The organism is Paenibacillus sp. OK076 (assembly GCF_900110055.1).
Lineage (GTDB): Bacteria > Bacillota > Bacilli > Paenibacillales > Paenibacillaceae > Paenibacillus.
In genome coordinates this window covers 2,934,938-2,950,334 of sequence record NZ_FOCH01000001.1, presented here as the reverse complement: position 1 = coordinate 2,950,334, position 15,397 = coordinate 2,934,938, and the positions used below count along the sequence as shown (strand labels likewise).

The window sequence follows — 15,397 nt, the reverse complement described above, 5'->3', positions numbered from 1 at the left end:
GGAATACGGGTGAAAAAAGGATTGGCTTGTCTCTTGGCAGGAAGCATGATGGTTTCACTACTATATCCGGCAATGGCCGGAGCAGACAGCGCAACAAAGCAAGCGAAGGGAATGGAGCAGGTGCAGGCGAACAGCCTGCATTCCACACCCTATAGGGACATGACGGCCCACTGGGCTGAACAAGCCGTGACACGGATGCAGGAGCTTGCTGTGATTCAAGGTTATACGGACGGCACGTTCAAACCGAATGAACGCATCAGCCGCGCCGAGTTTATTGTGATGCTGGACCGGATAATGGGCTTTGCTCGCGGGCAAGAATCAGCGTCTGTATCTTTTACCGACCTGAATGAAAACGATTGGTATTATGAAGCACTGGTTAGAGCAAATAGGGCAGGGATCATACTGGGTACTGTTGCTGGACAGCTGTCACCCAATCAACCCGTCACCAGACAGGATGCCGCAGTTATGGCTGATCGAGCGTTCCAACTATCAACAGGCCAGGAAGATGAGCACGTACTGACTCGTTTTACAGATGCGAAACAGGTAGCAGATTACGCCAAAAAAGCGTTCAGTTATTTCATTCAGGAGAAAATTGTAAACGGATACAATAACCAATTGGCTCCGAACGCCGATATTACCAGAGCAGAGGCAGCAACGCTGATATCCAACATGATTAAGGATGTGAAAAGCAGCCCGGGCACGTATGAGTCGAGCGTTGATGGCAACCTGGTCGTTCGATCAGCTGATGTCACCCTCCAAAACATGACCGTTGGCGGCAATCTATTGCTGGCCGAAGGGATTGGCGAAGGTACAGTGACGCTTGATGGGGTGACGGTTACGGGAAGTGTCATCATCAAAGGTGGAGGAAGCCATTCCATTAATATTCGTAATACCCAACTGAAACGAGTGGTAGTGGACAACGCTTCGGGACCGGTACATGTGAATATCACGGGTAACAGCCTGATTGAAGAAATGATTATTCTGCGCAAAGCGACGGTTGAATTGTCTGACGAGAGCGTCATTGCTGCATTAAGCGTGAACAGCAAAGCTCGGCATACCCGGATTGATGCAAAAGGAAAAATAAAACTACTCAATGTGGAAGCGGAAAACGTGCTTGTTAACGGGAAAGAGGTCACAACAGGCCAGCACAGTGTTAATATGACGCTGGGTAATGATCAGCCAGCAGCATCAAGACCTCCTACACCTGGAAACGGTAACGGTTCAAATGGTTCCACGCCTTCGAATCCGGGTGGACAGAGCCCTTCTGTTCCTGGTAATCCTGTGGGAGAGAAGCCCATTCCGGCAACGATGATCCCGAACGAGGATTGGGAAATGATCTGGAATGACGAATTTAGCAGTTCAGCTATCGATGCATCCAAGTGGACTGTTCAGGATACAGGACTTGTCTACAACAATGAATTGCAATATTACAGCCCTGACAATACACGCATCGTCAAGGACGGGGATCGCAATGTACTGCAAATTGAGGCCAAACGGGAGCAAAAAAGCGGCAAGTCGTTTACCTCAGGCAAACTGATGACGATGGGAAAAGGGGACTGGACCTACGGTAAAGTTGTCGTTCGGGCAAAGCTGCCGGTGCAGCAGGGCATGTGGCCAGCTATCTGGATGATGCCTACGGATGAAGCGCATTATGGCGGATGGCCAGCTTCAGGTGAGATCGATATTATGGAACTGATCGGTGGCAAAAATAAAGACCATGAAGTGTACAGCACCATCCACTATGATGCCGTCAAGTCTGACGGTTCGCATGGGCATGATCAAGGCAAGTTTACTCTTCCTGCTGGCGAGTCCTTTGCAGATGATTACCATGATTTTCAGGTGGAATGGCTGCCTGGCATGATTCGTTTCTATGTGGATGGCAAGCTTCATCATCAGGTGAATGATTGGCAGACGACTGCTGCAGGTCAGCCGGAGAGCTATACCTTCCCTGCACCCTTCGACAGACCGTTCTATTTGATCCTCAATCTCGCGGTGGGCGGAGACTGGCCGGGATCACCTGAGAACGAATTTGTCTCCGAGAAGATGAATGTTGACTTTGTTCGGGTGTACTCTTATAAAAAAATAAACGACTGGCCGGACGTGACTTCAAGTCCAATGGAGCCTGAACGGCAACGTGCTCCGCAAGCAGACGGCAACGAAATCTATAATGAACGCTTCACTGAAGGCTCCGATGCAACCGGGGTGCCCAACGAATGGAAGTTTATTACAAATGCAGGCGGAGCTGGTGCAGTTGAAATCGTTGACGATGAACAGAAGGGCAAGGCCGCGAAAGTGACCATCTCCCAGGCGGGCACCGAGAGTTATTCCGTACAATTGACGCAAATGCCGATGTATATGAAGAAAAATAAAAAGTATAGAGTAGAGTTTGATGCCAAAGCATCCGTTAACCGTGATATTCGCTCCAAAGTAACACAATTTGAGAAAAGCTGGACGAATTACTCCGGTGAAAAAACCTTCTCATTGACCACCGAATGGCAGCCGTTCGAATACACATTTAATATGCGGGATGGCGCAGACAATAACGCTCGATTCGAATTCAATCTGGGCCTGGATGAAGGGACAGTCCTGTTGTCCAATGTCAGACTGACGGAGATGGGAGAGGCAGATCCAGTCCCTGTGGAGCGGAAAGCACTGCCGGATGGCAATTATGTTTATAACGGTACGTTTGATCAAGGCAAGGAGCGACTGGGCTTCTGGTCCAAGCAGATTCAACCTGATGCTGAAGCTCAGATTTCCGTTAACAATTTCCTGAAGTTCCCGATCATGGAGCGGCAGCTCGTGGTTGATGTGAAACAAACGAATGGGGAGCCTGATCAAGTGGCTGTCGTTCAGCCTGATATGAAACTGGAAGGCGGCACAACCTACGGATTCTCTTTTGATGCCAAGGCCGATGTATCTCGTACGATGGATGTGGAGTTGTCTACCGCTGAGGGTCATGACGTACAGATACATCAAGGACAACTCATTCAGATTAGTCAAGAAATGAAGAATTATACGGGTGAGATTGTGATTGGAGAGGGCCCGGCTGCAGCAACGTCTGAACTGAAATTATTATTTGGCAGTTCTGCAGGAAAGGTCTACGTCGATAACGTTCGCCTGACGAAACGGGGAAAGCCTGTATCGATCCAGAAGTATGCACATATTCCTGCAACAGAAGCGTGGCTCATGCAAGGCTTGCAACTCGAAAACTCCGATGAAGGCGGCAAACATGTCAGCTACATGGACGAAGGTGATCTGCTGCAATTCAAAATAGACGGGGCGAACGATGGAGTGTACGTCTTCTCCACACGGATGGCAAGTGCCAAAGCTGATTCAAAAGTTCGATTCAGTGTCAAGGATGAACAAGGTACAACGGTGGCCACCTCACAGCTGGTGCTTGGAGATACAGGTGGTTGGCAGACCTATAAAACCATATATTTCCCAGCGGTTTCCCTGAAAGCCGGGGCAGTGTACTACGTTAATTTTGAAGGGAATGAATACAATACACGCTGGCTGGACGTCTCGCAGAACATACTTCAGAACGGGGAGCTGACTTCAGATCGAAGTGGTTGGGAATTGATCCCCCCTGATCTCGAGGTATCCCATGGAGAAGATGGAGGTATTAGCATCACTTTGCCGGGAACAAGTGAGAACTGGTGGGAAGTGTTATTGCAGCAGGGGAAACTTGTGCTGGAGGGAAGAAAAACGTATCGTTTAAGCTTTGAGGCATCAGCAACCGCTCCAAAATCCATGCAAGTGGTAGTGTCGCAGGGGAACGGCGAAGACACAAAGTATATGGATGAAACGGTAAACCTGACAGAAACCAAACAATCATATGTATATACCTTTGGGATGGGGGAACAAGGGGATTCAGCTGCCTTGTTGAACTTTGGTCTCGGCACCGCTTCGGCAGGAGAGCATAACGTATCCATTCAAAATGTAATGTTGTACGAAGTGAATCCTGGTGCGGATCAAGGGGGACAGCCGGTACATGTCAATCTGATTCCGAATGGCGACTTTGCAAAAGGCAGCGAAGGATGGTTTAAACATTCTGACGGGAATAGCGAAGAACTGGTATTCCAAGTTGCGAATCAGAAGCTGCAAGCTCAAATCGGTCAGGCGGGAACTAATCCGTGGGATCGACAGATTATTAATGAAGGTTTTGCAATGCAACAGGGATATAAATACAAACTGACGTTCAAAGCCAAAGCGGATAAACCGCGTAAAATGGGCCTAGGCATCGGTTGGGTTGACGTTCCCGCAGGATATGCATGGCACGGATTTTTTGGTGAACAAGTGGACTTGTCTACCACGGAGCGGGAGTATACCTTCATATTTGATACTACCGAGCCGAGCTATGCGAACAGCCGCATCGTGTTTGATATGGGCAACATTAGTGGTGTCGAAGACGGGAATACAGCGATTATGTTATCGGATGTGAGTCTCATCCTGATGGGGCCAACACAATAAAATGGCATAATTTTTAATAATGAGTTTGTTACACTAAAGAATGCATTGCAAGTCAAGGGAAAATAATATAGCCCTCCATCAAGTGCATGAAAGAGATCCATTTAACATTTTCACTATCATAACGATGAGATTTTTAGCAAACAAGCACGTTTATCCTTTGGGGATGAACAGTGCTTGTTTGTATTTTGGGAAGATAAGCTGAGTATAAAAGAATATGAAGATCCATTCATGATTTGTCGGTATAAGTTCCGGTACTCATCGCTTGTTCAGTTTAGTCTCATTGCTTGTTTATTAGGCTAGTACGGCCTACATACATAAAATCTTATAAGAAATTCTTGAAATTTCAGAAATTTATCCGTTAGGCGGGTGCTAATATACAAATACAAACAAAGACGAGGTGATGATATGCAAGTGAAATTGGCAGCGGACGCCATTCCTCTCTCCAAAAAGCGGAAGTCATGGATAAGGACGATCCAAAAATATAAAGTGATGTATGCTCTCTTATTACCAGCATTAATTTACTTTGCCGTATTCAAATACATCCCTATGGCGGGAATATTGATTGCTTTTAAAAACTACAACCTGGCTTTGGGAGTATGGGATAGCCCATGGGTGGGATTCAAAAATTTTACGGATTTTATGAACGGCGTTTATTTCTGGGACATCATGAAAAATACGATTGTTATATCGCTGTATAAGCTATTGTTCGGTTTCTCCGCTCCCATCGTACTTGCTTTATTGCTCAATGAAGTTCATACCCAATGGTTTAAGAAAATCGTACAAACCATTACTTATTTACCCCACTTTTTGTCTTGGGTCATTGTATATGGATTGATGGTAGCATTATTAGCCCCAGGCGATGGCCTTTTTAATATGATTTTGAAGGAAAGTGGTTTTCAGCCCATTTCATTTCTAACGGAGCCTGCTTGGGGAAGACTGCTGGTCATCACATCTGAAATATGGAAGGACATTGGATGGGGAGCGATACTGTACCTCGCCGCATTAGCAGGTATTGATCCAAGCTTATATGAAGCGGCTCGAATGGATGGTGCTTCCAAATGGAGACAGCTCTGGCATATCACTTTACCCGGCATTCGAGGAGTCATTATTCTGATGCTGATCCTTAAATTAAGCCATATTCTGGATGCTGGCTTTGACCAAATATTCATGTTTGCCAACACCTTTAACCAGGAGAAGATCGACATTATCGACACATGGGTATACCGTGAGGGGTTGGAGCGTCTTAAGATTGGCTTGGCTACTGCTGTAGGATTGTTTAAAGCTGTCATTGGATTTGCTTTAGTGTTGGCGGCCAATAAGCTCGCCAAAAAATTCGATGGGCAAATTTGGTGAGGTGGTTTTTAATATGATCAATTTGACAATCGGGGAAAAAGTCTGGCAATCCGTCGTTTATGTTATTCTTATTTTTCTATCCCTACTTTGCTTACTGCCCTTTCTATATGTAATTGCTGTCTCAGTGACGCCAGAATCGGAAGTATTAAGGAGAGGGATTGTGATTATACCAGAATCTTTTACCTTTCTGGCTTATAAAGAAGTCTTCATCTCTCATGGGATCTGGCAGGCGTATAAAATTACGTTGTTTCGAACAATTGTAGGCACTGCGTTAAATGTGTTTTTTACGGTCTTAGCAGCTTATCCGTTATCCAAAAAATATTTGCCGGGACGCAGTCCGTTTTTACTATTCATTGTGTTTACCATGATGTTTAGTGGGGGGTTAATTCCGACTTATCTACTAATTCGCTCTCTCGGGTTGCTAAACAGTCCGTGGGTATTGATTATTCCAAATCTCATTAGTGCATTTAATCTGGTGATCATTAAAGGCTTTTTTGAGCAATTGCCTGGTGAAATCGAGGAATCAGCGAGGGTTGACGGTGCAAGTGAACTTCAATCGTTATGGCGGATCATTTTACCTCTGTCTTTGCCCGTCATTTCCACCATTTCTTTATTTTACGCAGTGGGGCATTGGAACAGTTATTTTGATGCTATTGTTTATATCAATGATTCCAACCTCATGCCGCTTCAAGTCGTCTTGCGCAACATCCTGCTTAACGTTGCAACACAAAGCGCTGAGTCGCTCGCCAATTCCGGAGCTGTAAGTACGTTCGCTGTACAGATGGCTACCGTTGTTGTGACTACGATTCCGATTTTAATCGTTTACCCATTTTTACAAAAGCATTTTACCAAAGGTGTGCTCTTGGGATCCGTTAAAGGTTAAAAGGTGTTCCAACCTAACTTATTACGGTGAAACCGTGATAATATACAAGCAAAGGAGAGGTCAATATGCAGCGTAAGAAGATTTCATTTGCTATTCTGTCGGCAATCTTAGGATTGGGTACGCTACTGTCAGGATGTGGGGGAAATGAAGAAGTTACATCGACAGCTTCGGGTAATTCGCAAGGGCAATCTGGCCAGTTTGCAACCAAAATGAAAATCTCAATGTTTAACCAAGGCACTTTCAATGCTGCTGCTCCGGTACCTCCACGTGATGAAGATGTTCAACGTCAAATGTTGGAAAAAGAGATGAACATCGACTTGGATATGATGATTCCTCAAGCTGGGCAAGCAACAACCAAACTGAATACACTCATTGCAGGCGGAGATATTCCAGATTTGATCTTCTTGAAGAGTCGGGCTGATCTTGCGCAATATTACGACCAAGGCGTTCTTGCGGATTTGACACCGTATCTGGATCAATTCCCTGAATTAAAGAAACGGTTTGGCAACGACTCCTGGGAAGCAATGTCCTATCAAGGAAAAACGATTGGAGTTCCAGGCTATGATAATGTAAACGGTATCAGTCGAAGCTTCTTTATCCGCAATGATTGGCTGAAAAAGCTGAATATGGAGGTACCAACGACACCGGATGAGTTGTTCGAAGTTATGAAAGCCTTTACAGAGAAAGATCCGGACGGGAATGGTAAAAACGATACGTACGGATTCATCGGCGGTATGAATAAAGAAGGTAATCTGCAAACCTACGGCTTCGATAGCTTGATGTGGATGTTTGGTGTCAATCCTCCTTCGGCCGTTGAGATAAAAGATAATGAACCGATATTCCTGTTTATTGATCCAAAAATGAAAGAGGCGCTTGCTTACATTAACAAAATGATGGCAGCCAAAGTGGTAGACCCAGACTGGGTGACGATGAATTCGCCTGATCTGTTGGATCAAAAGATGTTTAAGGGTAAAGTTGGCTTCATGATCAGAGATGCCCGCAGGCTGGAGCCGGATTATCAGCAGAAAATGAAAGAAATTAGTGGCGAGGTGCCGGAATGGATTGTTATTCCTCCGATGAAAGGTCCTTACGGTGATCAAATTGTAGAGAGAAAATCGTTCCAAGGCAATTCATGGGCCATTTCCGCGAAAGCGGATAAGGACAAAATCATTCGGATCTTGTCCATGCTGAATTATCTCTTTACGGACGAAGAAGCTTATCCGAACTTTGCATACGGAATTAAAGGGATTCATTGGGACGTGGTGGACGGCAAGATCAAAAATAAAACCTCCGAGTTATCGAAGGAAATGAAAGAGAAGTACCTGTGGGTCGATCATTATAGAATGCCGCGCCGTGGTGATGATGCGGAGTACTTCAGCTTCCAGAATCCGAAGACGGCGGAAGCTTTCAAGGATAATCAGCAATATGTGGGGCCAACGCTGCCCGGAAATTTATTGACCCCTGACCCCAGCGATACCTTGGATGCTGACCGCACACGTTTCATTAATGAAAGTTTAGTTAAATTTATGACGGGCAAAGAGCCTCTTTCTAACTGGGACAATTTCCTCCAAACGTTGGATACCAAGTTTGACATGCAGAAATATAAGGAAACAGCAATCAAACAATTTAAAGAAGCCGGCCTTATCAAGTAAAATAAATAAACGAAGAGAGTGGCTATTCGTAGCCCCTCTCTTTATTAGCATATGCTATTCTTAGTTTAAAACGGAACTAAAAGGAAGATGATCGATGCGAAGAAGAATCAGCTTGCCTTTAAAATTATTTTTTATCGTGTTTGCCTTTGTATTAGGGTGCATCATCTTGATAAGCCAATTGTCTTATCGCTATGTCCAAAAGGAAATAAGAACCAATGACATTTTTTACACCAATCAAATCCTTGACAAGGTAGACCAGTACTTCACTGTTAATTTTTCCTCCTTCCAAACGATGCTCTTCTCAGTCGAAACATCAGTGAAAGCCAATATTGACAATACGGAAGTGATTAAAAAGCAATTAAGAGAACTGTATGAACTCAATAGTAATTACGTCAGTAATATTTATTTGATCAAAAGCGATTTATCCATTCTAGGCGGAAGTACAGCTACTCGAATATTCGATGAACCTTTAACTGAGAGAGAACCTTTGTTTGATGCGGCTGATAAGAACAGAAGGACTACCTTCATTAGTGAACCATACAAATCGAAGTATTCTGGCTGGACCGTTACGATGGTTCGATATCTGAACGGTGCTCCGTTTCCAATGGCCATTGCGGTTGACTTGGATCTAAATGCCATTGAGGAAACCTTGTTCAAGATTAATAAACAAGAACAAATGAATCTGGCTCTGATCACCGCGACAGGTAAAATCATTGCCGGATTTTCTGAAAATAAAGGACTACTGAATATTCAAGATCATACGTTTTCGATCGGAGAAACGTCAGCGGAACAAATTCTTGATACGACAGAAACAAGTCTTCAACTGCATACCAAGGATGGCATTCCGGTCTCCCTTCTGAAAAAACCGACGGAGAAATTCAACTGGACCATAATCTCGATCAATGATGAATCACGCTTGAAAGCAGCTTTGTCCAGATTGGAAACCTATTATATTGAGCTTCTAGCTGCAGGTCTTCTCTTAAGTTTGTTCATTTCTTTTTTGGTTGCCAAATATATAAGAAAACCACTTTATACGCTCAAAACAAAAATGAAGCAGGTGGAACAAGGCATCCTCACAACGACAATAACAATTAATCGAAACGATGAGTTTGGCGATCTTTCACGAGCATTCGATCGTATGCTGCAACAAATTGTGGAACTGATTCGGGGGGCTGAGCTTCATAATGAACTTGAGCGGAAGCTGGAAATCCAGGTGTTACAGTCTCAAATTAACCCTCATTTTCTGTATAACACACTTGGTTCGATCAGCAATGTCATACGTCTCGGACAAATAGAGAAAGTAGATGTGGTGATCGGGTCGCTCATTTCATTATTGGAATACGGGATAGACGATGCTTCAGAGAAGGTTTCCCTACGCCAGGAATTACGCAATGTAGCGGACTATATCGAGATCCAGAACATTCGGTATAACCGAAACTTCCACTTGATTGAAAATATCGAAGCAGGGTTAATGGATTTCCCTGTTTTTCGAATGCTGCTGCAGCCTCTTGTGGAGAATAGTATCTTCCATGGTTATAACGGAGGGGGAATTGAGGGGCCTATTACGATTCATGCGTACAGGGAGGACGGCATCGTCATCATCGAAGTTGTTGATCAAGGTGAGGGAATTCCAGCTGATAAAATAAAGCATATTTTAATCTCTGAACCGAGTGAAGAGGAAGTAAAAAGAAAACGAATCGGGCTGAACAATATTCATGGCCGAATAAGACTTCACTACGGCGATCAATTCGGACTGCAAATCATTAGCATACCTAAGGAAATAACCCGTGTACGCGCTGTATTCCCGGCAGAATTGCAAAAAGGAGATGCATAATGATGAGAGACTATACCTGCTTCATTGTTGACGATGAAGACCTGATCATTCAACGATTGGAATTGTTTTTTAATGAACTCTCTCATAGGGATAAGCGATTTGTTCTAGTGGGCAAAGCGAATAATGGGCTGAATGGGGTCGAGGAGATCATAAAACTGAAGCCGGACATCGTCATATCCGATATCGTTATGCCGCGAATGGACGGAATCTCCATGATTGAGCAGCTCAAGAGGGAGCTCCCCCATACGCAATACATACTTTTGACCGCCTATTCATCCTTTGAATACGCCCAGCGAGCGATTCAAGCCAACGTATTGGAGTACATTGTAAAGGTTCCCTTGCGGGAAGCGGATTTGAATCGAGCTTTGGATAAGGCAGCCGGAATTTTAAATGAGTTTAAGAAAAAAGAAGCGGAATTTCAATCGTTAAATGTATCCGTCCTTGAAAATAAATATAGAGTGCGCAAGCAATTTTTTAACGAACTGATCAGAGGCGAAATTCCTTCTCATCGGGCATCGGATTTTGCTAATCGCATGCAGTTTCATTTCTTTCAAGCCAACTATTGCTGCTTCATCGTTGAAATGAATACGTATGAAAGTTTTCGAAACGAATACGCTGCCTCAGATCAAAACATCTTGAAATATGCGATTACGAATATCATCGAAGAAACGGTGATGAATGGTGGCAGTGGGGTAGCTGCGGATCTGTCCGATAATCGTTTTATTGGCTTTCTATCCTGGGAAAATAACCGCAGTGATATGGAAACGGAATATGCTTGCCTATCCTTGGGAGGGCAGATCGTATCTCATTTGCATCAATATTTGAATCAAAGGGTATCTGTCGCTTTTGGTGGTCCACACCGAGGCTGGGAATCGATCAAACAGGCGTACACGGAAGCTAAAAATGTGAGTGAGGATTTCTATTATCATACCGAAAAAGTAGTCAAAACACCGATGCATCGGTTCCAATACCATAATGACAAAAAAGCAGACTTTCAGCAGAAACTGGCTGATTTTCTTATCCGGCTGAAACGAAAGATTTCCAAGGAAGAGCTGGACAATGCACTTGCCGAGCTGTTGCACTTTGTTTCGGACCATAAAATCCACAAGTCCATCATGGCGCCCATGATTAGAGACTTGTACAGAGAAATTACCGTAAAGTTTAAATTGGGGAACAAGCTGACTACGGAAGCAGCTGAATTCCCTATGGAATATATGGCATTTCAAGAACAACTCGCTTATATTGGCGACTTCACATTTGAATACGTGCACTCGGGCCAACGATTACATCGTGCAGAAATCATGAGTGCTATGCATTTTATAGAGAAAAACTTGAAACAACGCTTAACGTTGGAGGCAATTGCGGAGGAAGTGAATCTAGCGCCATCGTATTTTAGCAGCTTATTCAAAAAAACAATGAACGAAGGCGTGATCAGCTACATCAACCGTAAAAAAATCCATCTCGCTCTCGAGTTGTTAAACGTCCGGGATTATTCTTTATTGGAATTGTGCGAGGAAGTAGGTATCGTCAATGAAGGTTATTTCTGCAAACTGTTTAAAGAATATACGGGTGATACACCTAAGCAATATCGGATAAAAATGACACGGTACGAGTCCAAATAAGGATGCAAAAAATGTATGATTTTTTCGCGAAATCCTGTAAAAAAAAAGGCGCCAAAACCATTACCATGATAGGAGCATCTAATCATGGAGGTTATCAAAATGGAGCTTATGAAAGCAGATGTAACCGTCATAGGTGGAGGTATTGCAGGGATATGCGCTGCCATTGCAGCTGCACGCCAAGGTCTGCAGGTTTCACTTATTAATGATCGGCCGGTGCTTGGGGGAAATGCGAGCAGCGAGGTCAGAGTTCATATCAACGGGTCGGCATATCTCGGAAATAGTCCATCCTATTATGCCCGCGAGGGCGGGTTGGTAGAAGAACTCAAGCTGAAGATCTTTCATTATAATCCGTTATACAACAAGAAGCTTATGCTTTCGCTTTCGGATACGGTCTTGCTCGACATGGTTTATGATGAGCCTAACATTTCTCTGTTTCTGAATACATGTGTACATGAAACGGGCATCGAGAACGGCAGAATCAAGTGGGTGGAGGGCCTTCAATTAGCTTCCGAAAGAAAATTTCGTTTTGAAAGCCCAACCTATATCGATTGCTCTGGTGATGGAATTGTTGGATACCAAGCAGGTGCTGACTTCCGATGGGGAAGAGAGGCGAAGCATGAATACAAGGAGGAGCTTGCTCCAGAAGTGGCGGATCATTACACGATGGGTGATACGATTCTGTTTCAAGCCCGTGACGTAAACTATTCCGTTCCTTACAAAAGGCCTGGCTTTGCGTATGATATCACGAAGCTGGAGTTTTTCGAGAGTATCAAAAAAGGAATAAACCATCGGTCTTTTCCAAGGAAAATCAATGGACTTGGCGGATTGTGGTGGCTGGAATACGGCGGACATATGGATATTATCAAGAATAATGAAGACATCGCATTGGAACTGCGGAAATTGGTGTATGGAATCTGGGATTATATCAAAAATAGCGGTGAGTTTGATGATGTAGACAATCTCATCTTGGATTATGTATGCCCGATTCCGGGAAAGCGGGAGTCGAGACGTTTTATCGGGGAACACATGCTGTCTCAGAACGATCTTACAGAAAAGACTCATTTCGAAGATGCTGTATCCGTCGGAGGCTGGTATATGGATTTGCATGCGAATAAAGGCATCTACGATGAGGGGCCGGCTACAGCGTGGAATTTCGTGCCGGGATTGTATAATATCCCTTTCCGCAGCTTATTTTCACGCAATATTCCCAATCTCATGTTCGCTGGCCGCAATATAAGCGCTACCCATGTAGCTTTTGGGTCTACAAGGGTGATGGCGACCTGTGGTTGTATGGGGCAGGCGGTAGGAACAGCTGCTGCGTTATGCGTAAAATATGATACAGACCCCGCGGACATCGTCAAAGCGCATATGGGTGAGCTTCAGACGCAGCTGCTTCGAGACGGGCAAACGATTGTAGGGCTTCAAGAGCCGTTGGACCCTTATTTCGCTGACGGATTAACGATTCGTGCCTCGTCTCAGCGAAGCTATGAACATCTTCATCCTACCGAAGAGATCTCCTTGGACAAAGCGTTATGTTTGGTCTTGCCGATCCAGACATCCGTGGCTGAAAGTGTGCAGATCAAAATTAAAAATAGATCCGAGCATTCGGAAACGTTGCAAGTGAAGCTGTTTGGCGGGGAACGGAAGGAAAACTATATTCCAGCCAGCGAGCTGAAAGGCTACAACTTGATGATTTCAGCGGGGCACGATGACTGGATTACACTGGATTTGGGCTGTCAGAAGCCTGCTGACGATAAAATCTACATCGTATTGGAAGGTACAGCGAGCCTTGACGTATATGGTAATGAAGAAAAAATGACAGGAGCGGTGAGCTTCTATTATAGACCGGAAGAGCCATCCAGACTGAAGAAATTCAACAGAAGCATTTGCTTCAAGGATCTGATGCCATCCCAGGATATGTATAATCCCGCGAATGTCGTCAACGGCTTCTCCAGACCTTATGGTCTGCCGAACGGCTGGATTTCTGAACGTTCGGAAGGACAGGAGTGGTTGGAATTTGGTTTTGCAAGCCCCAAGAATCTGGATGAAATCCATCTTGTTTTCAATTCGCAGCTGAATTTGGAGCATTTCGACGATCCGATCGAGCCGTTGATTCAAGATTATGATGTGATCTTAACCTTAGAAGACGGAACCGAGAGTGAAATGAATATCCGTGGTAATTATCTTTCGTTGAATAAACATCAGGTGCATGCAAAAGGTGTAACCCGAGTCCGATTTGATTTCTGTGCAACGTATGGTTCGCCTTATTATGAAGTGTTTGCTGTCAAATTTTTTGCTCCTAAAAACGCTAAGTGAGGGCGGGTGAAGTCACGATGAAGGAATTTTTCCCTCGAAGAGGGCTGCCTAATGTCATTCAAAAGTTGGAAAATGGGGAGACAGTAACAATTGTCTATTTTGGCGGCAGTAATACGCGTTCTGAAGGATACAGGGTCATGACGGCGGATTGGCTGCGAGGGCAATATCCCCATGCAGATATCCGCTCTGTGAACGCAGGCATTGATGGGACAGGATCGGACCTCGGCTGCGCCCGTTTGGAGACAGATGTACTGCGTCATCAGCCTGATCTCGTGTTTGTTGAATTTGTTGGAAACGATGGGGGAGTTCCCGAATCCAAAGCACGGATCGAAGGTATTGTCCGACAGATTCGCAAGCACAGCCGTTTTACGGATGTCCTGTTTGTGTATACGGTTAAGGAACGGGATTTGACCTCATTTCAATCCGGCCAATACCAGAAGGGCGCTCGTATGCAAGAGGAAGTCGCCGACTATTACGGCATTCCTTCGATTCATCTGGGCGTAGCAGTCAGTCAATTGGTTTTGGATGGAAAGCTCATTTTCACCTTAAGAGCAGACGTATCTATTCCCGGAGCCGTTATTTTTACGCATGATTCGATCCATCCAACGATTCCCGAAGGACATCAGATTTACACAGATACAATCAACCGGTCGTTTGAGAAAATCAGAGAGCTTCGAGATCACGTAGGAAAAGTCGAACATCACTTGCCGGAGGAGCCTTTGGTCCCGGCCAACCCTTGGGAGTATGCAACCATGCTGCCACTGGATCGTCTTACTCATTTTTCCGCGGGGTGGTCTTACATGACCCCTGATGATTTTGCATTAGTGCGCGAGTATGATTGGTTGTTCCCCGGTCTATGGCGAGCAGTCGATCCCGGAGAGACGATCACAGTGGAGTTTGAGGGAACCCACATCGGATTATTCGATATTGGGGGGCCGGATTCCGGCAGATTGAAGGTGACGGTGGATGGAGGGGAACCCTTTCTTATCGATCGATTCACATCATATAACGATCATAATCGAAATCAATATGTTTTCTTACCGGAGCTACCAAATGGGAAACATAAAGTTCGCTTCGAAATTGATCACGAGAAGACTGACAAAGCGGCCGTATTTGAGGCTAGCGGCAATGAACGAAGTATGGAGCACGTGCGGCAGCATCCAGCTTGGTATGATCAAACGGTCATTCAGCTTGGTAAGTTACTATTGGTGCAGCCGCCATTATAATTGATTAGTCCTTTTGGAACACTTGGAAGACCTATATTCTA

General features: G+C 44.7%; 8 protein-coding genes. All 8 read left to right on the top strand.

The window, feature by feature from the left end:
* The first annotated feature begins 9 nt into the window (after positions 1-9).
* The 8 genes from BMY78_RS13000 (at position 10) to BMY78_RS12965 (ending at position 15,356) form a co-directional block, all read left to right on the top strand.
* Positions 10-4,470, top strand: a complete 4,461-nt coding sequence (locus BMY78_RS13000) for a carbohydrate binding domain-containing protein (RefSeq protein ID WP_090899060.1) — start codon at positions 10-12, stop codon at positions 4,468-4,470.
* Positions 4,471-4,875: 405 nt separating this feature from the next.
* Positions 4,876-5,823, top strand: a complete 948-nt coding sequence (locus BMY78_RS12995; protein ID WP_090899057.1) for an ABC transporter permease — start codon at positions 4,876-4,878, stop codon at positions 5,821-5,823.
* A 13-nt stretch (positions 5,824-5,836) separates the two neighbouring features.
* Complete coding sequence (locus BMY78_RS12990) at positions 5,837-6,706, top strand: carbohydrate ABC transporter permease (RefSeq protein WP_090899054.1); 870 nt, start codon at positions 5,837-5,839, stop codon at positions 6,704-6,706.
* Between the two features lie 65 nt (positions 6,707-6,771).
* Positions 6,772-8,358 (top strand): extracellular solute-binding protein, encoded by a 1,587-nt coding sequence (locus BMY78_RS12985; protein ID WP_090899052.1) that lies wholly within the window; start codon positions 6,772-6,774, stop codon positions 8,356-8,358.
* Positions 8,359-8,524: 166 nt separating this feature from the next.
* The gene (locus tag BMY78_RS12980) at positions 8,525-10,192 is read left to right on the top strand and encodes a sensor histidine kinase (protein WP_256222092.1); all 1,668 of its coding nucleotides are present in this window, start codon (positions 8,525-8,527) and stop codon (positions 10,190-10,192) included.
* Positions 10,192-11,814, top strand: a complete 1,623-nt coding sequence (locus tag BMY78_RS12975) for a response regulator transcription factor (RefSeq protein WP_090899046.1) — start codon at positions 10,192-10,194, stop codon at positions 11,812-11,814. The genes BMY78_RS12980 and BMY78_RS12975 overlap by 1 nt, the downstream gene beginning before the upstream one ends.
* 84 nt (positions 11,815-11,898) lie before the next feature.
* The gene (locus BMY78_RS12970; protein WP_090899043.1) at positions 11,899-14,130 is read left to right on the top strand and encodes an FAD-dependent oxidoreductase; all 2,232 of its coding nucleotides are present in this window, start codon (positions 11,899-11,901) and stop codon (positions 14,128-14,130) included.
* A gap of 17 nt (positions 14,131-14,147) precedes the next feature.
* Positions 14,148-15,356: an SGNH/GDSL hydrolase family protein gene (locus BMY78_RS12965; RefSeq protein WP_090899041.1), complete on the top strand. Its 1,209-nt coding sequence runs from the start codon at positions 14,148-14,150 to the stop codon at positions 15,354-15,356.
* Positions 15,357-15,397: the final 41 nt, after the last annotated feature.